Here is a 21997-nt window from a genome sequence, read left to right as displayed (position 1 = left end):
GGAACAGTGAATGAAAATGGATATTTTACAGAAGTTGAAAAGATACAGAAAAAAATCTGGCTGTTTTTTCTGCTGACTGTTTTTTTGTGTGGAGCCTGTAGAACTGCCTATGTGACCGGAGCCAGATCCGGACATGTTACAATCAGGGAACTGGATAGCCTGCAGCTGGAAGACTGCACCAAACTGATGGTTGTGGCACATCCGGACGGTGAGACTCTCTGGGGTGGTGCCCATTTATTGGATGGAAAATACTTTGTAGTATGTCTGACTGATGGATATAACAAGGTCAGGAGACAGGAGTTTTTGAATGCGATCAAAGAATCCGGGAATAAGGGACTGATTCTCAGATATCCGGATAAGGTTCGTGGAGAGCGCTCCAAATGGGTAGGAGATAAGAAAGATATTATCAAAGATTTGGATACAATCCTTACCTATAAACATTGGAATATGGTGGCAACTCATAATCCTGAGGGAGAATATGGACATATCCATCATCAGATGACCAGTCAGCTGGTCACACAGGAATATTATCGTAATTATCAGATAAATAACCTGTATTATTTTGGAAAGTACTATAAAAAGAAAGTTCTTCCGGATATTGCGGATTCGCTTCCGAGAATATCGGCTAAGAGTGAATCAGCTAAAAGAGAACTGCTGCTTAACTATAAATCTCAGAAAAAAGTTGAAAATATGTTTGCCCATATGATTCCTTATGAGGACTGGAGCCAGTCAGGGGAGATCTGGGCAAAATAAAGGATCGTTCAATGTCTTTATCATAAGATTTTGAACTGTGATAAATAATAATTGGAGAACAAAGAATGCTGAATCAATTTTCTAGAACAGAGCTTTTGCTTGGAAAAGAAGCTATGGACAAATTACAGAATTCCAGAGTAGCCGTGTTTGGAATCGGCGGGGTAGGAGGATATGTGTGTGAGGCACTGGTCCGAAGTGGAATAGGTGCCTTTGACCTGATCGATGATGACAAAGTATGCCTGACTAATCTTAACAGACAGATTATTGCTACCAAAAAGACGGTAGGCCAGTATAAGACAGAAGTAATGAGAGACAGGATTCTGGAGATTAATCCCAAGGCAGAGGTGATAATCCATAATTGTTTTTATCTTCCGGAGAATGCAGATGATTTTGATTTCAGCGAGTATGATTATGTGGTGGATGCGGTGGATACTGTAACTGCCAAGCTTGAATTGATCATGCGTGCCAAAGAGTCCGGGACTCCGGTCATCAGCAGTATGGGTGCCGGGAATAAGCTGGATGCCAGTGCGTTTCGGGTGGCGGATATTTATAAGACGAAGGTTTGTCCGCTGGCGAAGGTTATGCGCAGGGAGTTGAAGAAGCGTGGCGTGAAGAAGCTGAAGGTTGTTTATTCGGAGGAGCAGCCGATCAGACCGGTTGAGGATATGGCGATCAGCTGTAGGTCGCATTGTATTTGTCCTCCGGGGGCAAAGCATAAGTGTACGGAGCGCAGGGATATTCCCGGCAGTGTGGCGTTTGTGCCGTCTGTGGTGGGATTGATTATTGCGGGAGAGGTTGTTAAGGACTTGACTGCGGAGTGCAGGAGATAAAAATGTTTATGTGGATGTGTATTGTATCAGAGATGGTATGGTGCACATCTTTTTTTGTTTGGGGGCAGGGGACGCGCAGAAAAATAATTCATTTTGTGTGCACACAAAATTTTTGCGGGGTGTTGAGGTGGGGAGAGGGATGGAGATGGAATAGAAGTGAAAGTTGGCTGCTATTCGGAGAAGTGTGGTGATGAGAAAGGGTCAACAGAGAGGGAATGTGTTGACTATCATAGGGTTTCAAAGTATAATGATGGCTGGTGAATTGGGCGGAAATATAGGGTGATTCATCAGACGTAGGCGATTGATTTTTAAGAGATAAAGGCAGGTTATATATGAATACAATTAGTGTGGAAGAGTTGGAGAAGATTGATGCTTCTGAGATTACGATCGTGGATGTGCGGCCGGCGGATCAGTATAGTAGGGGGTCTTTTCCTGGGGCAGTGAATATTCCGCTGGATGAGTTTGATGAGAAGATGGAGGCTGTTGATAAAGATAAAACAGTATATGTTCTCTGCCATACGGGGGACAGAAGCCGGGATTGTGTGGAGAAGCTGAGCGATGCAGGGTATGAGGCTGTGAATATTGAAGGTGGATATCGTGCCTATCTGAGACTTTCTCTGAGCCGTTTTATGGAGAATGATGCTAAGGATCAGAAGGAACTGAAGACGAAGGAGATTGAGCACAGTATTATCAAGACGTTCAGAAAGACAGTCTGGAGACCGTTTACCAAGGCTTTGAATGAGTATCAGCTGATCCAGGAGGGGGATAAGATTGCTGTCTGTATTTCAGGTGGTAAGGACTCTATGCTGATGGCGAAGCTGCTTCAGGAGCTGAAGCGTCATGGAAAGATTCATTTTGAACTGGTGTTTTTGGTAATGAATCCGGGCTATAATGCGGATAACTGGAAGATTATTCAGGATAATGCAGAGCTTCTGGGAATTCCTCTTACGGTTTTTGAAAGTGATATTTTTGATACAGTGGCAGAAATTGAGAATAATCCCTGTTATCTTTGTGCGAGAATGAGACGTGGTTATCTGTATTCTCATGCCAAGGAGCTGGGATGTAATAAGATTGCGCTGGGACATCATTTTGATGATGTGATCGAGACGATCCTCATGGGTATGCTGTACAGTGGTAAGGTGGAGACTATGATGCCGAAGCTGCACAGTCAGAACTTTGAGGGGATGGAATTGATCCGCCCTATGTATCTGATCAAGGAATCTGCAATCAAGGCATGGAGAGATACCAATGGACTGCATTTCATTCAGTGTGCATGCCGTTTCACCGAGAACTGTGTAAGCTGTGGAGGCGGACGTGGTTCCAAGCGTGATGAGATGAAAGAGTTGGTTGCGCAGTTTAGAAATACAAGCAGTGTGATCGAGACGAATATCTTTAACAGTGTGCGGGATATTAATCTTCGTACTGTTATGGGATATCATAAAGATGGAGAATATTATAATTTCCTGGATGACTATGATCAGCGTGGAAATAAGGGCGCTGATAAGGAAAAAGAATGATAACAGCAAAATCTTCATTTGTGGAAGAGAAATACACTGCTCAGTATTATAGCGGGAACGGCTGTCTATATGTTTCTGGTGCAGGTGGTGTTCTAAAAGGAGGGATTCATGACCTTACAGGAGATTCTTGAAAGTGTAAAAAGTGGTTCTGTATCTGTAGAAGAGGCAGAGAGAATCCTTAAGAAAGAAAGTTATGAAGAAATGGAATATGCGAAGCTGGATACAAGCCGCAAGGCAAGAACCGGTTTCGCAGAAGTAATCTACTGCAGTAATAAGGCAGATGAACATCTTCTGAATATTTTTGAAAGATTATACAGAGAAGACGGCGAGGTATTTGGAACCAGAGCTTCCCAACATCAGTATGAACTGGTGAAAGAGAAGTTTCCGGAAACAGAATATGATCCGATCTCGCGTATCTTAAAAGTTGAGAAGAAAGATAAGAAGCGTATTGGTAAGATTGCGGTGTGTTCAGCAGGAACTGCAGATATTCCGGTTGCTGAGGAAGCTGCACAGACAGCGGAATATTTTGGCACAAATGTTGAACGGATTTATGATGTGGGAGTCAGCGGAATGCATCGTTTATTCTCCAGACTGGAGACGATCCAGAGTGCGAACTGTGTAATTGCAGTTGCGGGAATGGAGGGAGCTCTTGCCAGTGTGATGGGCGGTCTGGTGAGCAGACCGGTGATCGCAGTACCGACTTCTGTGGGTTATGGTGCAAGTATGCATGGTCTTTCGGCACTTCTTACCATGATCAATTCCTGTGCGAACGGGATTGCTGTGGTGAATATCGATAACGGCTACGGTGCCGGCTATCTGGCAACACAGATCAACCGTCTGGCAGCAGGTACAGATGAGAAAGGAAATTGATTATGGGAAAAACATTATATCTGGAATGTTATTCAGGGATAAGTGGTGATATGACGGTTGCGGCTCTTCTTGATCTGGGGGCTGACCGCTCAGTGCTGGACAGGGTGCTGAAGAGTCTTAAGGTATCAGGATTTGAGACAAAGATCAGCAGAGTTGTAAAGTCCGGAATAGATGCATGTGATTTTGATGTTGTGCTGGATAAAGAGCATGAAAATCATGACCATGATATGGAATATCTGCATGGACATCATCATGAAGGTCGTGAGTGCAATCACGCCCATGGCACAGGAATAGCGCAAGACCATCACCATCACGAACACCGTGGAATAAAAGAAATTACCTATATTATAGAGCATAGCGCAATGACTGAGAATGCAAAGAAGATCGCATTGCGTATATTTGAAATTCTTGCAGAGGCAGAGAGTAAAGCACACAATGTGCCTGTGGATCAGGTGCATTTTCATGAGGTGGGAGCAGTGGACTCTATTGTGGATATTGTGTCTGTGGCGGTCTGTCTGGATAATCTGGATGTTACAGAGGTTATCGTTCCTGTTCTCTGTGAGGGACGTGGAACTGTCCGTTGTCAGCATGGCATCCTGCCAATCCCGGTTCCGGCAGTTGCAAATATAGTAAGTGCCAATCATTTACATCTGAAAATGACAGAGGTAGAAGGTGAACTTGTAACGCCTACAGGTGCGGCGATAGTGGCAGCAGTAAAAACAAAGGATAAACTTCCGGAAACATTTGAAATCCAGAAGATTGGAATCGGTGCAGGTAAACGCCAGTATGAGTGTCCGGGAATCCTAAGGGCAATGATTATCTCACAGAGCGCAGAAATAGATGAAGAAAAGGCTCAGACAGAAGAATTCAAAAACCCGGAAATCAGAAATAATCCGAAAGCTGAAAATCAGGAAATCAAAGATACGATTATCAAGATGGAAACAAACATTGATGACTGCAGTGGAGAAGTTCTGGGATTTGTCATGGAACGTCTGATGAAAGCCGGTGCCAGAGATGTGCATTATGTGCCTGTTTTTATGAAAAAGAACAGACCTGCATGGGTTCTGAATGTGATCTGTAAGGAAGAAGATATGGAAACGCTTCAGAATATTATTTTTGAAGAAACTACTACGATTGGAATTCGTTATAGCAGAATGGAACGTACGATTCTTCCCAGAGAAACGAGAACCCTTCCGACTCCATGGGGAGAAGTTCAGGTAAAGGTATGCACTTTGAATGGAAAAGAGCAGCTTTATCCGGAATATGAGAGCGTTGCACAGCTGAGCAGAGAAAAAGAGATTCCATTTGAAGAAATTTACCGTTATATTGTTTTGGCAAATAAAGATAAAGAATAACAATGTAAAAGAAAACAGTCACATACTTGAGTGAATGTCTCAACATTCATCAGATGTATGTGACTGTTTCTTTTTATTATTTTTATAAGGTGACTTCTGGTTCAGTTCTATCTGCTGCCTGGTACTTTTTGCAATTCAGGCAGGAAAAGCTGTCTGATTCGGTTAAATTACAAAGTGCTTACACCGTCATCATCATAACGGTCATATTCAGCTCCCTCATATCCGATCATGCGGATAGTAGAAGAATCGATATCCTTTACTGTCTGCGCAACATCAGCAACCGGGATTGCTTTTCCTTTGCGAATAAACAGTGGAACTTCATTCAGGGCGACTTCTACATAGTGATGTCCTTTTTCAAGAATCTCCTGAGAAATTGTTCCGTCAGGCAGGAATTTTACGAACATCATTTCTTCTGGCAGATATACATAGCGGCCTTTTGCATTCTGTGTGTAAACTGGTGCGATCATGATTTCGTTTCCAAGGAGAAGCTGGTCCTCTACCTGAGTTGCGAATGCATCCTCTGTGTAGTCAAATGCCAGCGGACGGAACATCATATCATCGTTTAATGCTGCTTTCATGTATTCACTGTACAGATATGGAACAAGGCGATATCTGACACCGATCACATGACGGAAGTCTTCGATATTTTCAAACTGGTAAGCTTCCTGTTCTCTGGTTCCCAGAGCGGAGTGGTTTCTCATAAGAGGTGTGAATACACCCAGTGCCAGCCAGCGAAGTACCAGGTCACGTGTGGTATCTGCGCCGAATCCGCCCAGATCTGCACCTGTGTAAAGGAAACCGCACATATTCAGGGATGGAAGCATCTTTAAGTTCAGAAGGATGTGTGACCACCAGGATTTATTGTCTCCCATCCAGATTCCGCCGTATCTGTGCATTCCCACATAGGAGGAACGTGAGAACATCAGGAAACGTTTGCCAGGTGCGATTTTTTCAAAGGCTTCACCTGCTGCACGGGTCATGTTATAGCCAAACAGGTTATGTACTTTGTCGTGGCGGATTTTCTGACCGTTTACATTGTGATAGAAGCGTTTGTAATCTTCCGGATTATTTGCAAGTCCTTCTACCTTTGCACTGAGAACGAATCCAGGTGCTTCTTCCTTGTCCATGAAGTTATCTTTGATGTATTCTTTTAATTCAGCAACGCCTTCCGGTGTGCAGAACATTGCAGGCTCGTTCATGTCATTCCAGAAACCGTCGATTCCTTTGGAAATGAGACGTTCATATTTCTGTCCGAACCATGCTCTGGCATCTGCGTTCAGGACATCCGGGAAATGAGTCCAGCCCGGCCATACAGCGGAAACGAAATCACTGCCGTCTTCACGTTTGCAGAAGTAGTTCTTCTCAACGCCTTCTTCATAAACATCATAGCCAGCCTCTACCTTGACACCTGCATCGATGATCGGGACAAGATGGATGCCTTTTTCTTTCATTTCATTGACATAGGCCTCAAAGTCAGGGAAGTTTTCCTGATTGACTGTGAAATCTTTGTAGTCTTCCATGTAATCGATATCCATGTATACCATATCGATTGGAATATTGTTTTCACGATATCCGTCAGCAGCTTTTCTGAAGTCGTCAGCAGTTGTATATCCCCAGCGGCTCTGACCGAAACCAAATGCGAATTTAGGCGGGATATAGCTTCTTCCGATGATTTTGCGGAACTGTTTTACGATATCGTAAGGGGTTTCACCCTCGATCACATACAGATAAAGATCTGCATCCTCACAGGTGATCTTTAACTGGGAAGAGAGTGTGTAACCGATATCAAACTTCAGTTTTCCGGGATAATCAACGAAGAGACCGAAAGTCTGTTTTCCGGAGATTACGAGGAAGTTGTGTGCTCCGTAGAGGGAGATTTTATCTTCTGTATGGTTTGGCTGGTCGGAACAGTTGCTCTCATAAACGTATCCACGTTTGTTGATTCCGCGGTTTGATTCGCCCAGACCATAGACAACATCGTTGTCATCCATGTCATAAGTAAAAGAGAAGCTGTTCTCTGTGGAGATAGTTCCGTATGCAGGAGTTCCCTCAGAAGCCGGGATGAAAGTTACGATGGCATCGGTTTCAAACGGGGTTCCGTAAGTATATTTCTGAATCATTTTGTCATGTCCTCCTTAGGTTGAAAAATGTTAAATAAATAACTGAAACGATTAAGCACTATTGGAAAATACACATATGTTTTCCTTGATTTCATATTTACAATAATAGAGGTTTGGGTGAGGAAATGCTACTGAAATTATGACAAATTTATACGTTATTTTGACTTTTGCTCAAACTGTGAAGCAGTGGAGCGGCTGATCGTATCTGTTTGCGCTGTTAACTTATTGTGCTTTAATGCTTTATCTTAATAGAATTTTTCTGTACATACGGTGAAAAAAGTGCTAAACTGTTATTATTACACGAAAGAAAGGTTTATTTAACATGCTTCAGACAATTGAATCCATCAATAACGTCGTAAATAATTTTATCTGGGGTGTCCCGGCTATGATTTGTATTATCGGCGTAGGGCTTTACCTGAGCCTGCGGACCGGGTTTGTCCAGATCCGCAAATTCCCGTATGCGCTTAAAACCACACTGGGAAGAATTTTTAAGAAGAAGGAGGCCTCTGACGGTTCCATGACACCTTTCCAGGCAGTCTGTACTGCACTGGCAGGTACAGTAGGTACTGGAAATATCGCCGGTGTTGCCGGAGCTATTGCTATCGGTGGTCCGGGAGCTGTATTCTGGATGTGGGTTTCCGCGCTCCTTGGAATGTGCACGAAATTTACAGAGGTTACCCTGGCAGTTCATTTCCGTGAGAGAAACAGACATGGAGATTATGTAGGCGGACCTATGTATTATATTAAGAACGGATTGGGAAAGAACTGGAGATTTCTTGCAGTTCTTTATTCTGCATTCGGTGTACTGACTGTATTTGGAACAGGTAATGCTACTCAGGTAAATACCATTACAACAGCAATTGATACAGCTCTTATTAACTTCAATGTGATCTCAGAGTCTTCCACAGGCAGACTGAATCTGATTCTTGGAATTGTGATCACGCTGCTGGTTGGTATGGTACTGCTGGGCGGTATCAAGCGAATCGGAAGTGTTTCTGAGAAGCTGGTGCCCTTTATGGCATTGTTTTATATTGTACTTGCATTGGGCGTTGTGATCTTAAATATCGGAAGAGTTCCGGCAGTTTTCCGTGATATTGTTTATGGAGCTTTTAATCCGTCAGCAGTGACAGGCGGTGTGATTGGAAGCTTTTTCCTCAGTATGAAAAAGGGTGTTTCCAGAGGTATTTTCTCCAATGAAGCAGGACTTGGTACAGGGTCTATCGCCCATGCCTGTGCAGATACAAGCAAGCCTGTAAAACAGGGTATGTTTGGTATCTTTGAGGTATTTGCAGATACAATCGTGATCTGTACTCTGACAGCACTTGTGATCCTTGTAAGCGGCGTGCCGGTAAATTACGGTGCAGCGGCAGGTGCAGAACTTACAATTTCCGGATTTACTGCTACATATGGAGGCTGGGTTTCCATCTTTACGGCAGTTGCCATGTGCTGCTTTGCATTCTCAACGATTATCGGATGGGGACTTTACGGAGCACGCTGCATTGAATTCTTATTCTCTGCAAAAGTTATCCGCCCATTTATGATCGCATATTCATTAGTAGCAATCCTTGGCGCAACTGTAGATCTGGGGCTTCTCTGGAGCATTGCTGAGACATTCAACGGTCTCATGTCAATCCCCAACTTAATTGGTGTATTTCTGCTTTCAGGAACTGCCATTACACTTACGAAAGAATATTTTGCACAGAAGAAATAACAATAATAGCCCGGAGAGTTATTTTTCCGGGCTATTGTTTTATCAAAAGGTAAAAAGGAGAATAATACAATGGTTCCAATCGCACATATAGAAAATGATTTCCCGACCAAATTCGGTATTCCCAGGCAGAGTGGACGTGTAGGGGCGCTTAAAGCGAGAATCGTATTCGAGCCGGAATATCGTAATGTGGATGCCTGCCGTGGCCTGGAGGAGTTTAGTCATATCTGGCTGATCTGGGAGTTTTCGGAGGCAAAGAGGACAAAGTGGTCACCGACTGTCCGCCCGCCCAGACTTGGGGGAAATGTGAGAAAAGGAGTTTTTGCCACAAGATCTCCCTTTCGTCCCAATTCCATAGGATTATCCTGCGTGAAGCTTGAAAAAGCAGCTCTGGATGAGCCGGACAGCCCTGTACTCTATATAGAAGGTGCAGATCTGATGAATGGAACACCGATTTTCGATATTAAACCATATATTCCTTATGCGGATTGCCATCCGGAAGCAACAGGAAGTTTTACCGAATATTCCAAAGATCATCATCTGAATGTAGAATTTCCCAAGGAGCTTCTGGAAAGAATACCCGGGGAAAGCAGAGAGGCTCTGATCGCAGTGCTTGCAGATGATCCCCGTCCTGCTTATCAGAATGATCCGGAACGGTCTTACGGAATGCCTTTTGGAGAGAAGGACATTCATTTTCGTGTGGAGGGAGATATCCTTCGTGTTTATAATGTGACAGAATTTGTAAAAAAACAGCAGGAATCTTCGGCAGATTGTGGAAAATAACCATTTTCGGATATTTCTGTAAGAAAGGCTTGCAAAATTGGCGTTTATTCAATACAATATTAAACAGACTTTATGTTGGTAGAGTGACAAAGACTGATGGGAGATCGGTCTGAAAATATTTAGTGACATATGAGGAGCAGGAAAATGAAGAAAATTGTTAAATTCGGAGGAAGTTCTCTGGCAAATGCAGAACAGTTTCAGAAAGTAGGGGAGATCATCAGAAGTGATGAGAGCAGACGTTATGTGGTTCCGTCCGCTCCCGGAAAGAGATTTGACGGAGATACAAAGGTTACAGATTTACTTTATAAATGTTATAATACTGCAGTTGAAGGGGAGGATTTCATACCGATCCTGCAGGAGATCAAGGGAAGATATTATGAGATCATCCGCGGACTGAACCTTGATCTTTCTCTGGAAGACGAATTTGTTCAGATCGAAGCTGATTTCAAGGCACAGGCAGGCACAGATTATGCAGCATCAAGAGGAGAATTTCTCAATGGTAAGGTGATGGCAGCATATCTGGGTTATGAATTTGTTGATGCAGCAGATGTGATCCGTTTTGATAAGAACGGAAATCTGGACGCCGAGAAGACAGACAGACTTCTGTCCAAAAAGCTGGCAAAATGTGAACGTGCCGTTATCCCTGGATTTTATGGCGCTGGTGAAGATGGAAAAGTTAAAACTTTCTCCAGAGGAGGTTCTGATGTGACAGGTTCTCTTGTGGCAAAGGCTATTAAGGCAGACCTCTATGAAAACTGGACAGATGTTTCCGGTTTCCTGGTAACAGACCCACGTATTGTTAAAAATCCGGAAGTGATCGAGAGCATTACCTACAGAGAACTCAGAGAGCTTTCTTATATGGGTGCAACTGTTCTTCATGAAGATGCGATTTTCCCGGTTCGTAAAGAGGGAATTCCAATCAATATCAAAAATACAAACAGACCGGAAGATAAGGGTACTTTTATTGTTGAGAGTACATGCAAGAAGCCGAAATTTACAATTACAGGTATTGCAGGTAAGAAGGGATTCTGCTCTATCAATATTGAGAAATCCATGATGAACAGTGAGGTTGGTTTCGGACGTAAGGTACTTCAGGTATTCGAAGATCAGGGAATCAGCTTTGAGCATGTTCCATCAGGAATCGATACAATGACTGTATATGTACATCAGGATGAATTCGAAGAAAAGGAACAGCAGGTAATTGCCGGAATTCATCGTGCAGTACAGCCGGATTTCGTAGAAATGGAATCTGACCTTGCACTGATCGCTGTTGTAGGACGTGGTATGAAATCCACCAGAGGTACAGCAGGAAGAATCTTCTCAGCACTTGCCCATGCAAATGTAAATGTGAAGATGATCGACCAGGGTTCCAGTGAACTGAATATCATTATCGGTGTGGAGAACAGAGATTTTGAAACTGCGGTAAAGGCAATTTATGATATCTTTGTAATTACTCAGATCTAATTGAGAATTGCAGGAGCTCCTTCACAGCGGAGCAATTTGTGGATATGATGTTTACCAATTATAGGATAAATAAAATAATGGACCGTCAGAAATCAGCATAGAGATTTCTGGCGGCTTTTTATATTATGGGAAATTACTCCGTAATGTTCCTATAACATAAAAAAGCCCTCCGGGAAGGATCGCACTGCGACGGAGCGGAATTATGTCACTGAAGCGACCTGTTGTAGGCGGAGAATCCTGCAAGGAGGATTCTTTCTTGAATTCAGGAGTTTTTACATGATGATGAATTCTGTGTTATAATGAACGGACGATGTTGGGTAACTATTTGATAGCTATTGTTGCGTGAGGTGTTTTCATATGGATAAGCCGGTGGTTCGTATTTCCGTCAGAAATCTGGTGGAGTTTATATTAAGAAGCGGGGATCTTGACAACCGGGGAGGATCTTCTGACAGAGAAGCAATGCAGAAGGGCAGCAGACTGCACAGAAAAATACAGGGCAGGATGGGAAGCCATTACAGAGCGGAGGTTTCTCTTAAATATAAAACAGAATATGAAGATGTAAGTATCCAGGTAGATGGCAGGGCTGACGGAATCTTCACAGAAGATGGACAGTATTGGATCGATGAGATCAAGGGTGTTTATGCAGATGTCAGTCAGTTGGAAAAGCCTGTGGAGGTTCACCGTGCACAGGCAATGTGTTATGCCTGGATCTACGCACAGGAGCAAAAACTGGAGAAGATCGGAGTGCAGATGACATATGGGAATCTGGACACAGAGGAGCTTAAGTTTTTCAAAGAGGAATATACTCTGGAAGAGCTCAGTCTGTGGTACCAGGAGCTTCTGGACAGATATCATAAATGGATCGCATACCAGCTTGCATGGAAAAAAGAACGGAATGCGTCCATGAGTGATCTGGAGTTCCCTTTTGAATATCGTGAGGGACAGCGAAAAATCGTATCCGGTGTATATCACACTATATCCACAGAAAGACAGATTTTTGTCCAGGCACCTACAGGAGTAGGAAAGACCATGTCCACGATCTTTCCGGCAGTGAGAGCAGTTGGTGCAGGACTGGGGGAAAATATTTTCTATCTTACAGCAAAGACCATTACCAGGACTGTGGCTGAAGAAGCTTTCTCTATATTAAAGGAGCATGGACTGAAATTTAAAGTGATCACCATTACTGCGAAGGAAAAGCTGTGCTTCTGCGATAAAACAGAATGCAATCCTGAGAACTGTCTGTGGGCGAGAGGACATCTGGACAGAGTGAATGATGCTGTTTTTGAATTGTGGACCACGCAGGACAGCTATGACAGGGATACTCTGCTGGAATATGCGAAGAAATGGCAGGTGTGTCCCTTTGAAATGTGCCTGGATCTGGCAGTCTGGGTGGACACTGTAATCTGTGATTATAATTATGTATTTGATCCCAATGTTTATCTGAAAAGATTTTTCGGGGAGGGTACTTCCGGAGAATACATTTTTCTGATCGATGAAGCTCACAATCTGGTGGACAGAGGAAGGGAAATGTACAGTGCCTATGTGGACAGAGCGGATGTGCTGGAGGCGAAGAAGCTGGCTGCTGATTACAGCAAAGGTCTGGTGCGAGCACTGGAAAAAGTGAATCGACAGCTTCGAACTCTGGAAAAGGAGTGTACAGAGTACAAAATCCTTCCAAATCCCGGAGCGGTTTCCCTGGGAATGCTTCAGGTGATGGGGGAGATGGACAAGCTTCTGGAGGAACTTCATGGAAAGGAACTTCCGGAGCAGCTGCTGGAATTTTACTTCTGTGTGAGAGATTTCCTGAACATTGATGAACTTCTGGATGAAAATTATGTGGTTTATACAGAAATAGGAGAAAGGGGAAAGATGATCCTGCGGCTTTTCTGTGTAAATCCTGCAGCAAATATCCACAGATGTCTGGAAAAGGGAAAAAGTGCGGTTTTCTTTTCTGCGACCCTGCTTCCTATGGACTATTACCGTACACTTTTAAGCACCAGAAAGGATGACTATGGGATTTATGTGACCTCCCCTTTCCGGCAGGAGAACAGGTGCATTCTCACAGGACGGGATGTGAGCAGCAGGTATACCAGAAGAGGATATGAGGAATATCACAGGATCGCATCTTACATTGCCAGAACTGTATGGACAAGAAAAGGAAATTATATGGTATTCTTTCCTTCTTATAAATTTATGGAGGATGTTCTGGAGGTGTATGAGAATGAGTTTTCGGCAGAATGGGTTCGTTGTATTTCGCAGACATCGGGAATGAATGAGAGGGAGAAAGAGGAATTTCTGGAGGAATTTTCTGCATCAGAGGGAACACTGGTAGGATTTTGCGTAATGGGCGGGATTTTTTCAGAGGGAATCGATCTGATGGGAGAGAAGCTGATCGGAGCGATCATCATAGGAACTGGTCTTCCTCAGATTGGAACAGAAAGAGAGATCCTCAGGCAGTATTATGATAAAAAAGGTGTGAACGGATTTGATTATGCATACAGATATCCGGGGATGAATAAGGTGCTGCAGTCAGCCGGTCGTGTGATCAGGACCCAGGAGGATACAGGAATCATACTTCTGCTGGACGAGAGATTTACAGGGAAAGATTACAGGAATCTGTTTCCTGCTGAATGGTCAGACAGGGGAAACTGTACTTTAAATACTGTGGAAGAACAGCTGGGAAGCTTCTGGAACAGGATAAGAGAAAAGAGCTGAACACTGATACTGAGATTCTGGTCTTTGCTGGAAAAGAGATAAAAATCTTGATATCCTGAATAAAACAATATATACTTTGCTTACTGTGAATGGGATGTGAAAAGAAACCGTAAAAGGAGTTTTGCATGAAAAAAAATAGACAAACAGCGAAATATTATATTAAAAGTTATATCATAGCCGGAAGTCTGGCCGGAGCCATTTCCATGGCACTGGCTTTGCCGGCTTCTGTTATGGCTGCACAGCAGAGTCTTGCATCTGTCACCGGGCAGGCACAGATTCAGCCAATGGGAGATGGAAGCGGGAAATATATGATGAAGAGTGACGGATTTTACTGTCTGGATGTGAATGGTGCCGGAAGTAACCAGACAGAGATCCATTATTTTCAGGATTATGAGATAGACGGAACTGTATTTGACGGATATTATTACCATGATGCAGATGGGAAATTCAAAGCCTGCAGTCCTCATATGGAGCATCTGAAAGGTGTTGCAGTGTTTGGGGATAAGACAGATGAGGAATCTGATACACAGAATGCCCAGGAGGCAGAGAAATTTGACGGATATTACTTTGTGAACAATCTGGGGCGTCTGTCAGCAGCACCGCAGGTAAGGTATATTGACAATCTGGCAATAGACGGGATTACTCTGAACGGATATTATTATTTTGATGAAAATGGCAGACTGGTAACAGAACCTGGCATCCATTCGCTTGAAATGGACTGTTATGAGATGAATTTTGACGGGAGCTATTATTTTGGCGGTACAAATGGCGCCCTGCTTCAGGAAAGCACAGTGACGGATGATGGTTTTATTGTGGATGATACGGGAAAGATCGTGAATATGGATGATCTTGGGATAGATAATCTGAAGCCCCAGCTTGAGAAGATGCTGTCCGGATATCAGGGAACCTGGAGTGTTTATGTGAAAGACCTTAATGAAGAAAAGGAAATCCTGATCAATGATACTTCCCTTTATTCTGCAAGTCTGATCAAAGCCTTTGTAATGGCAAAGACCTATGAGGATATGGAGCAGGTAAAGGCAGATGAGGCAAAGAAATTAAATACTGCAGATACAAAAACTGTAGATGTAAAATTAAATGACCTGCTGTGGAATATGATCACAGTCAGTGACAATGAATCCTGCAATGAACTGGTGAAGCTTCAGACAGATTCCCTTGATTTCAAAAAAGGTGCGGAGGATATTAACAAATATCTGGAAAAAGAGAGCTATACAGAGACAAGTGTGCAGCACACCCTCCATCCTGCAGCATCCGCACAGGAGAGTCTGGGTGGCAGAAACATGACTTCTGTAAAAGATTGCGGCACTCTGCTTGAAAAAATCTACAAGGGGGAATGTGTCAGTAAAGAGGCGTCAGAAGAAATGTTAAATCTTCTGTCAAATCAGGAAAACACCTGGAAAATCCCCCAGGGACTTCCGGATGGAATAAAATCTGCCAACAAGACCGGCGAGACAGATCAGGATCAGCACGATATCGCAATTGTCTATGGCGAAAAGACAACATACATTCTGTGTATTATGTCAGAAGGCTGTCCGGAGGAAACGGCGGTGACGAACATACAGAATATTTCAAAGATTGTATATAATTATTTGAACCTGTAGCCGCCAGACCTGCGCGGAATGATTGATTTTTACAGGAAAATCATGTATAATACCAATGAACTGTGCCTATAGAAAAAAGTTTAACCGAATCAGGCTGTGAAACAACTATTCAATTATGAGCAGATAGTCATGTGGATGATTTTATCCGCTTGATTCAGGAAAGTCAGGAGGAAGAATTTAAATGCGAGTTGATGCGGACGATTTTGCCCGACCTTGCAGCTGCGGCAGGGAACACCAGATTGCAGTGAAAGAGATTTTGATAGAAGCCGGAGCTGTAGAGAAGCTTGAAGAAGAGATGTCAGAGGGAATGCTCAGAGAGTACATATCCCCGCTGGTCATCTGCGATACCAATACCTATGCGGCAACAGAGGAACTTATGGAGGATATCTATGACAGGTGCCAGGTACTTGTTCTGGATGCAGAGGGACTTCAGGCAGACCGGCATGCAATAAAAATTGTGGAGAACAACATGGAAGAGGATATTGACCTGATCCTTGCAGTAGGAGCAGGCACGATCCATGATATCAGCCGTTATATTGCACATAATTACAAAGTACCTTTCATTTCAGTGCCTACCGCAGCAAGTGGAGATGGATTTGTAACAACAGTAGCAGCAATGACCCTGGATGGAGTAAAGAAGACTGTGCCTTCAGTAGCTCCGATCTGTGTATATGCAGATACAGATATTTTTTCAAAAGCACCACAGCGCCTGACTGCAGCCGGGATTTCAGATCTGATGGCGAAATACATCTGTCTTGCAGACTGGAAGATCGCGAACCTGGTCACCGGAGAGTATTTTTGCCACGAAACTGTAAAGCTGGAAGAGAAAGCGTTAAAAACTGTGAAATCTTCGATTCAGGATATTACAGAGGGAGAGGAAGATGAATGTGAACAGCTTATGTATGCACTGATTCTTTCCGGACTTGCAATGCAGATGATCGGTAATTCAAGGCCTGCTTCCTGCGCAGAGCACCAGGTCACACATCTGTGGGATATGGAAGTGATCAATGGCCCGCTGGATGCACTCCATGGTGAGAAGGTTTCTGTAGCAGCACTTCTTGTACTGGAAGAATACAAACGTATCGCTGTAGCCATCACACAGGGACGATGCCACGCAAAACCCTATGAGAATGAAGACGAGGAGCTTCTGAAAGAAACTTTTGGGAAAAAAGGACTTCTGGAAGAAATAAGAAAAGAAAACGAGCCGGAATTGTTAAAAACTATTTCACCACAGCATCTGGAAAAATGCCTGAACGGGATAGAGGAGATTATTGATGAGCTTCCCAGTGAACAGACTATGTTCCATTTGCTGGAGAAAGCCGGATGCGCGAAAACCGTTTATGATATCGGACTCGATGAATCGGCTGTTTTGCCAAGCCTCAGACTTGCTCCTTATACAAGGAGACGGTTAAGCTTATTGAGAATCAGCAAGATGCTGGATATAAGAGGAGAATGATTATGCGTGTTGGAATGGGATATGATGTACACAGACTGACCGAAGACAGAGATCTGATCCTGGGTGGTGTGAAGATAGACTGGGAAAAAGGTCTCCTGGGACATTCAGATGCAGATGTACTGATCCATGCAGTTATGGATGCACTTCTGGGAGCTGCTGCACTGGGCGATATCGGAAAACATTTTCCGGATACAGACCCTGCATATAAAGGAATTTCCAGTATTCTGCTGCTGGAACATGTGACGAAGCTTTTGAGAGAGCACCATTATGAGATCGGAAATATAGATGCAACGATCATTGCACAGAAACCAAAGATGGCACCTCATATTCCACAGATGAGAGCCAATATGGCAAAAGCAATGGGAATCAATGAGTCTCAGCTGAACATTAAGGCCACTACAGAGGAAAAACTGGGATTTACGGGAAGAGAAGAAGGAATTGCATCTCAGGCGATCTGTCTTCTTAATGAAAGAAAAGAGAGTTAATGATAGAGAAAACTGGAGGAATAAAACATGAAACTTTTTAACACACTGACACGTAGAAAAGAAGAATTCGTACCTCTTGAAGAGGGAAAAGTTCGTATGTATGTCTGCGGTCCGACTGTATACAACCTGATCCATATCGGAAATGCACGTCCGATGATCATCTTCGATACCGTACGCCGATATATGGAATACAAAGGATATGAAGTAAACTATGTTTCCAATTTTACAGACGTAGATGACAAGATCATCAAGAAAGCAATTGAAGAGGGCGTAAGCGCACAGGAAATTTCCGAGCGTTATATTGCAGAGTGTAAGAAAGATATGGATGGCATGAATGTAAAACCTGCCACAACCAATCCACAGGCAACACAGGAAATCGACGGAATGATCAGTATGATCCAGACTCTGGTTGATAAGGGATATGCTTATCCGGCAGCAGACGGTACTGTTTATTTCAGAGTTAAGAAGTTCAAAGAATATGGCAAACTTTCGCACAAGAACCTGGATGATCTGCAGTCCGGCTTCCGTTCTCTGCAGGTATCCGGTGAAGACCAGAAAGAAGATCCACTGGATTTTGTTCTCTGGAAACCGAAGAAAGAGGGAGAACCATCCTGGCCTTCACCATGGTGTGATGGACGTCCGGGATGGCATATTGAGTGTTCTGTTATGGCGAAAAAATATCTTGGTGATGAGATTGATATCCATGCAGGCGGAGAAGACCTGATCTTTCCTCACCATGAGAACGAGATCGCACAGAGTGAATGCTGCAACGACAAAATCTTTGCAAAATACTGGATGCACAATGCATTCTTAAATATTGATAACAGAAAAATGTCCAAGTCTCTTGGAAACTTCCGTACTGTTCGTGAAATCAGTGAACAGTATGACCTGCAGGTGCTTCGTTTCTTCATGCTGAACGCACATTACAGAAGTCCGCTGAATTTCAGCGCAGATCTGATGGAAGCTGCAAAGAATGCATTAGAACGTATCACAGATGCAGCAGCAAACTTAAAGGACAGAAAAGCAGCAGCACAGACAGAAACTGCAACAGATGCAGAGAAAGAACTGCTTGCACAGGCACAGGAATTCGTAAAGAAATTTGAAGAAGCTATGGATGATGATTTCAACACAGCAGATGCACTGGCAGCAATTTTTGAACTGGTTAAATTTGCAAATACAAATGTATCAGAGGCAAGTTCCGCAGAATTTGCAGGAGCACTTCTTGACACAATGGTGAAATTATGCGATGTACTTGGTCTGAAGGCTGTGAAAACAGAAGAAATCCTTGATAAAGAAATCGAAGACCTGATCGCAGAGCGTCAGGAAGCAAGAAAAGCAAAGAATTTCGCAAGAGCAGATGAGATCAGAGATGAGCTTCTGGCTAAGGGAATCATCCTTAAGGATACCCGCGAGGGAGTAAAATGGAAACGAGCTTAAATGATATGAGTGAGACAAACGGACTTAATGAAGAGAATTTGAGTAGTTTGAAAGGCATGCTTCATCAGTTGTTTCATTTGGAAGATAAAGACTTGCGAACCTATTCTCCGCTGACATTGGCGTATATCGGAGATGGCGTCTATGAACTGGTAATCCGCACGATCCTTGTAAAAAAAGGCAATTGTCCGGTGAACCAGCTTCACAGAAAAGCCAGCAGTCTGGTTAAGGCAGGAACCCAGTCTTCCATGATGGAAGTGATTGAACCCATGCTCACAGAGGAGGAACACAGCGTTTACAGAAGAGGAAGGAATGCTCATTCTCCTACAATGGCTAAACATGCAACCATGGCAGACTACCGCAGGGCAACAGGGTTTGAAGCTCTGATGGGCTATTTATATTTAAAAGATGATTTTAGCAGGATCATAGAACTGGTCCGTGCAGGGATTGGAGAGGATAAGATATGAGTGAACAGATAGAAGGACGTAACGCAGTCCTGGAAGCCTTTCGTTCCGGCAAATGTGTAGATAAGCTTTTTATCCTGGACGGATGCCAGGACGGACCGGTCCGCACTATTGCCAGAGAGGCAAGAAAAAAAGATACGATTATTAACTATGTGGCAAAAGAACGTCTGGATCAGTTAAGCGAGACAGGCGCACATCAGGGCGTAATCGCTCAGGTGGCAGCCTATGAATATGCAAGTGTAGAAGATATTCTTGCGAAGGCAAAGGAAAAAGGAGAAGATCCCTTTATCTTTATCCTGGATAATATTGAGGATCCTCATAATCTTGGTGCGATCATCCGTACAGCAAACCTTGCAGGTGCACATGGGGTGATTATTCCCAAGAGAAGAGCAGTTGGCCTGACTTCCACAGTTGCCAAGACTTCAGCAGGTGCATTAAACTATACACCTGTTGCAAAAGTTACCAATCTGGGACATACCATCGATGAACTGAAAGAACAGGGCATGTGGTTTGTATGTGCAGATATGGGCGGTGAAACCATGTACAATCTTAACCTGACAGGTCCGATCGGCGTAGTGATCGGCAATGAAGGTGAAGGTGTAAGCAGACTGATCCGTGAGAAGTGTGATTTCGTGGCATCTATTCCTATGAAGGGTGACATTGATTCCCTCAATGCATCTGTGGCAGCCGGAGTACTTGGATATGAGATTGTACGTCAGAGACTGCAGAAGAAATAAAATTATTCCACAATATTGTTATGTTATAAGAAGCCCTCTGGGCGAATGATAGAGATTTTCAGAAAAACGGAAGGGTTAAATTGATGAAACAGTATGACGGAATTAAAGATGAAGAATTAATTTCCCATTTCAAAAACGGGGAATCAGAAATCCTCGACTATCTGATGGAAAAATACAAGAACATGGTCCGCAAGAAAGCAAGGACCATGTTCCTGATAGGCGGGGAGAACGATGATTTGATACAGGAAGGTATGATCGGACTGTTTAAGGCAGTCCGCGATTACCAGCCGGACAGAGATGCTGCATTTCAGACCTTTGCCAGTATATGTGTGGACAGACAGATCTACAACGCCATCCAGAGTTCCAACAGGCAGAAACACCAGCCGCTGAATTCCTATATTTCTCTCAGCGAACAGGATGGGGAAAATGAAGAACATCTTGGAGATAACTGGGGAGAGAACCCGGAGTCTATTATTATTGACCAGGAGAATGTCCAGGATCTGGAGCAGGAGATAACAGCAACGTTAAGTCCAATGGAGAACCAGGTTCTTGAATATTATCTGGCAGGAAACGGATACGGAGAGATTGCCCGGATCATGGGAAAAACACCCAAGTCCATAGATAATGCATTACAGCGCATCCGAACCAAAATCAGAGAGCAGTTGGAGCAATATCAAAAATAGAAAGATATCTGTATAAAATAAAAATCAAAAAGTTAAAAAATAGGGATTGACAATACAAACAAGTTCTGGTAATATATTCAACTGTGAGCGGTAAATCCGACACAATGCTGATGTGGCTCAGAGGTAGAGCACTTCCTTGGTAAGGAAGGGGTCACGGGTTCAATTCCCGTCATCAGCTTGCTAAGAATGGCTTATTTACTGGGTTTGTGAGGTGCCAGTAAATCAAAGTTACTCAAAATAATCAGGACATAGGTTCTGATTATTTTTTTTGTGCAATTTGCAGTTCCGGGATACTGCTCAGAATTGCAGTTTTTGTACTGAGACTCTTCCTATTCCTGAAATAATGATTTTAGGATGATATACTCGAATAAACCCAGTATTATTTTATAAACTTCTAAGAACTGTTTGTACCTCCAGAATGACAAGAGATATGTTATACTTACAGTGTTGTCCAACCGATACCCGGCAACACTAACCTGGCAGTTTCTTGTCTGCCATAAAAAAATAAGAAGAAGCCCCCAGTATTCGCACTACTGAGGGCTTCATTCTTTTTGTCTACATGGACTTGCTATTTCTTTTCGCCTACTGGCATTATAGCATATGCAGATCAGGAAATCAATATGCAAGTGATTCTGAAACATTCTGAAACAAATAAAAAAGAGTAAACTATCTCCTTGGTTTATGCCTTGTTTTTCAAAAATGGCTCAGTTGATAGGTTTATTCTTTTTAATAGTCTGCATCCATGCCTATTGCTGGTGTACCGACAAGTTGATTTCTCGAACAATCTTGCGTCTAAATTTCTTATTTCCGCGTTGTCGTCGGTCGCCGTAGCCACCGCTACGCTGAGGCTTTTAGACCTGTGCAATCGGATTCGCAGACAAGTGAGTGGTATAGTTATTTCGAAAACGATGTACTAGTACATCGACCATTTAATAAGTACCATATTAAACAGATGCAGACTCAGTCTCTTCAATATCATCCATTTTGTATTTCCAGTGGTAAAC

Annotated in this window: 17 protein-coding genes, 1 tRNA gene and 1 pseudogene; 18 read left to right on the top strand and 1 reads right to left on the bottom strand. The window is 43.3% G+C overall.

Features of this window, described 5'->3' with window-relative positions:
* The first annotated feature begins 6 nt into the window (after positions 1–6).
* From ACTNDS_RS14880 to larC, 6 genes and pseudogenes are all read left to right on the top strand, one after another.
* A complete protein-coding gene (locus ACTNDS_RS14880; protein WP_441036622.1) occupies positions 7–753 on the top strand; it encodes a PIG-L family deacetylase in 747 nt (248 codons plus the stop codon).
* Between the two features lie 65 nt (positions 754–818).
* Positions 819–1583 carry a tRNA threonylcarbamoyladenosine dehydratase gene (locus ACTNDS_RS14875; protein ID WP_441036621.1) on the top strand — a complete coding sequence of 255 codons (765 nt, stop codon included), beginning with the start codon at positions 819–821 and terminating at the stop codon, positions 1581–1583.
* Positions 1584–1915: 332 nt separating this feature from the next.
* Entirely contained in the window at positions 1916–3100 is a 1185-nt protein-coding gene (locus tag ACTNDS_RS14870) for a rhodanese-like domain-containing protein (RefSeq protein WP_441036620.1), read from the top strand.
* A gap of 12 nt (positions 3101–3112) precedes the next feature.
* Positions 3113–3196, top strand: a pseudogene (locus tag ACTNDS_RS14865) (AzlD domain-containing protein); the annotation flags it as partial.
* A gap of 12 nt (positions 3197–3208) precedes the next feature.
* Positions 3209–3970, top strand: coding sequence for a nickel pincer cofactor biosynthesis protein LarB (gene larB / locus ACTNDS_RS14860; RefSeq protein WP_441036619.1), 762 nt, complete (start codon positions 3209–3211; stop codon positions 3968–3970).
* Positions 3971–3972: 2 nt separating this feature from the next.
* Positions 3973–5325 (top strand): nickel pincer cofactor biosynthesis protein LarC, encoded by a 1353-nt coding sequence (larC, locus tag ACTNDS_RS14855; protein WP_441036618.1) that lies wholly within the window; start codon positions 3973–3975, stop codon positions 5323–5325.
* 167 nt (positions 5326–5492) lie between these two features.
* Here the strand turns inward: larC and ACTNDS_RS14850 are convergent, their stop codons facing one another.
* Complete coding sequence (locus ACTNDS_RS14850) at positions 5493–7445, bottom strand: glycoside hydrolase family 31 protein (protein ID WP_441036617.1); 1953 nt, start codon at positions 7443–7445, stop codon at positions 5493–5495.
* Between the two features lie 322 nt (positions 7446–7767).
* Here ACTNDS_RS14850 and ACTNDS_RS14845 point away from each other — a divergent pair, with 322 nt between their 5' ends.
* The 12 genes from ACTNDS_RS14845 (at position 7768) to ACTNDS_RS14790 (ending at position 21171) form a co-directional block, all read left to right on the top strand.
* Complete coding sequence (locus ACTNDS_RS14845) at positions 7768–9156, top strand: alanine/glycine:cation symporter family protein (RefSeq protein ID WP_441036616.1); 1389 nt, start codon at positions 7768–7770, stop codon at positions 9154–9156.
* Between the two features lie 69 nt (positions 9157–9225).
* A complete protein-coding gene (gene tsaA, locus ACTNDS_RS14840; RefSeq protein WP_441036615.1) occupies positions 9226–9936 on the top strand; it encodes a tRNA (N6-threonylcarbamoyladenosine(37)-N6)-methyltransferase TrmO in 711 nt (236 codons plus the stop codon).
* Positions 9937–10080: 144 nt separating this feature from the next.
* The gene (locus ACTNDS_RS14835; RefSeq protein WP_195567094.1) at positions 10081–11400 is read left to right on the top strand and encodes an aspartate kinase; all 1320 of its coding nucleotides are present in this window, start codon (positions 10081–10083) and stop codon (positions 11398–11400) included.
* Positions 11401–11757: 357 nt separating this feature from the next.
* Positions 11758–14115 carry an ATP-dependent DNA helicase gene (locus ACTNDS_RS14830; RefSeq protein WP_441036614.1) on the top strand — a complete coding sequence of 786 codons (2358 nt, stop codon included), beginning with the start codon at positions 11758–11760 and terminating at the stop codon, positions 14113–14115.
* Positions 14116–14240: 125 nt separating this feature from the next.
* Positions 14241–15734 carry a serine hydrolase gene (locus ACTNDS_RS14825; protein WP_441036613.1) on the top strand — a complete coding sequence of 498 codons (1494 nt, stop codon included), beginning with the start codon at positions 14241–14243 and terminating at the stop codon, positions 15732–15734.
* 181 nt (positions 15735–15915) lie between these two features.
* Positions 15916–17190: a sn-glycerol-1-phosphate dehydrogenase gene (locus ACTNDS_RS14820; protein ID WP_441036612.1), complete on the top strand. Its 1275-nt coding sequence runs from the start codon at positions 15916–15918 to the stop codon at positions 17188–17190.
* A gap of 2 nt (positions 17191–17192) precedes the next feature.
* On the top strand, positions 17193–17675 hold the full coding sequence (gene ispF / locus ACTNDS_RS14815; protein ID WP_008705528.1) for a 2-C-methyl-D-erythritol 2,4-cyclodiphosphate synthase: 483 nt from the start codon (positions 17193–17195) through the stop codon (positions 17673–17675).
* Between the two features lie 27 nt (positions 17676–17702).
* Positions 17703–19112, top strand: coding sequence for a cysteine--tRNA ligase (gene cysS / locus ACTNDS_RS14810; RefSeq protein ID WP_062807221.1), 1410 nt, complete (start codon positions 17703–17705; stop codon positions 19110–19112).
* Entirely contained in the window at positions 19097–19576 is a 480-nt protein-coding gene (locus ACTNDS_RS14805) for a Mini-ribonuclease 3 (protein WP_022380425.1), read from the top strand. Before cysS ends, ACTNDS_RS14805 begins: the two co-directional genes overlap by 16 nt.
* Positions 19573–20310, top strand: coding sequence for a 23S rRNA (guanosine(2251)-2'-O)-methyltransferase RlmB (gene rlmB, locus ACTNDS_RS14800; protein ID WP_019161073.1), 738 nt, complete (start codon positions 19573–19575; stop codon positions 20308–20310). The genes ACTNDS_RS14805 and rlmB overlap by 4 nt, the downstream gene beginning before the upstream one ends.
* An 80-nt stretch (positions 20311–20390) precedes the next feature.
* Positions 20391–20993, top strand: a complete 603-nt coding sequence (gene sigH / locus ACTNDS_RS14795) for an RNA polymerase sporulation sigma factor SigH (protein WP_441036611.1) — start codon at positions 20391–20393, stop codon at positions 20991–20993.
* Positions 20994–21099: 106 nt separating this feature from the next.
* Positions 21100–21171: transfer RNA gene (locus tag ACTNDS_RS14790), tRNA-Thr, on the top strand.
* The last annotated feature ends 826 nt before the right edge of the window (positions 21172–21997 follow it).

The organism is Blautia sp. HCP3S3_C12 (assembly GCF_052064155.1).
Taxonomy (GTDB): Bacteria; Bacillota; Clostridia; order Lachnospirales; family Lachnospiraceae; genus Blautia_A.
Note: the sequence above shows the minus strand (reverse complement) of the source record. Positions and strands in the feature narration are given on the sequence as shown.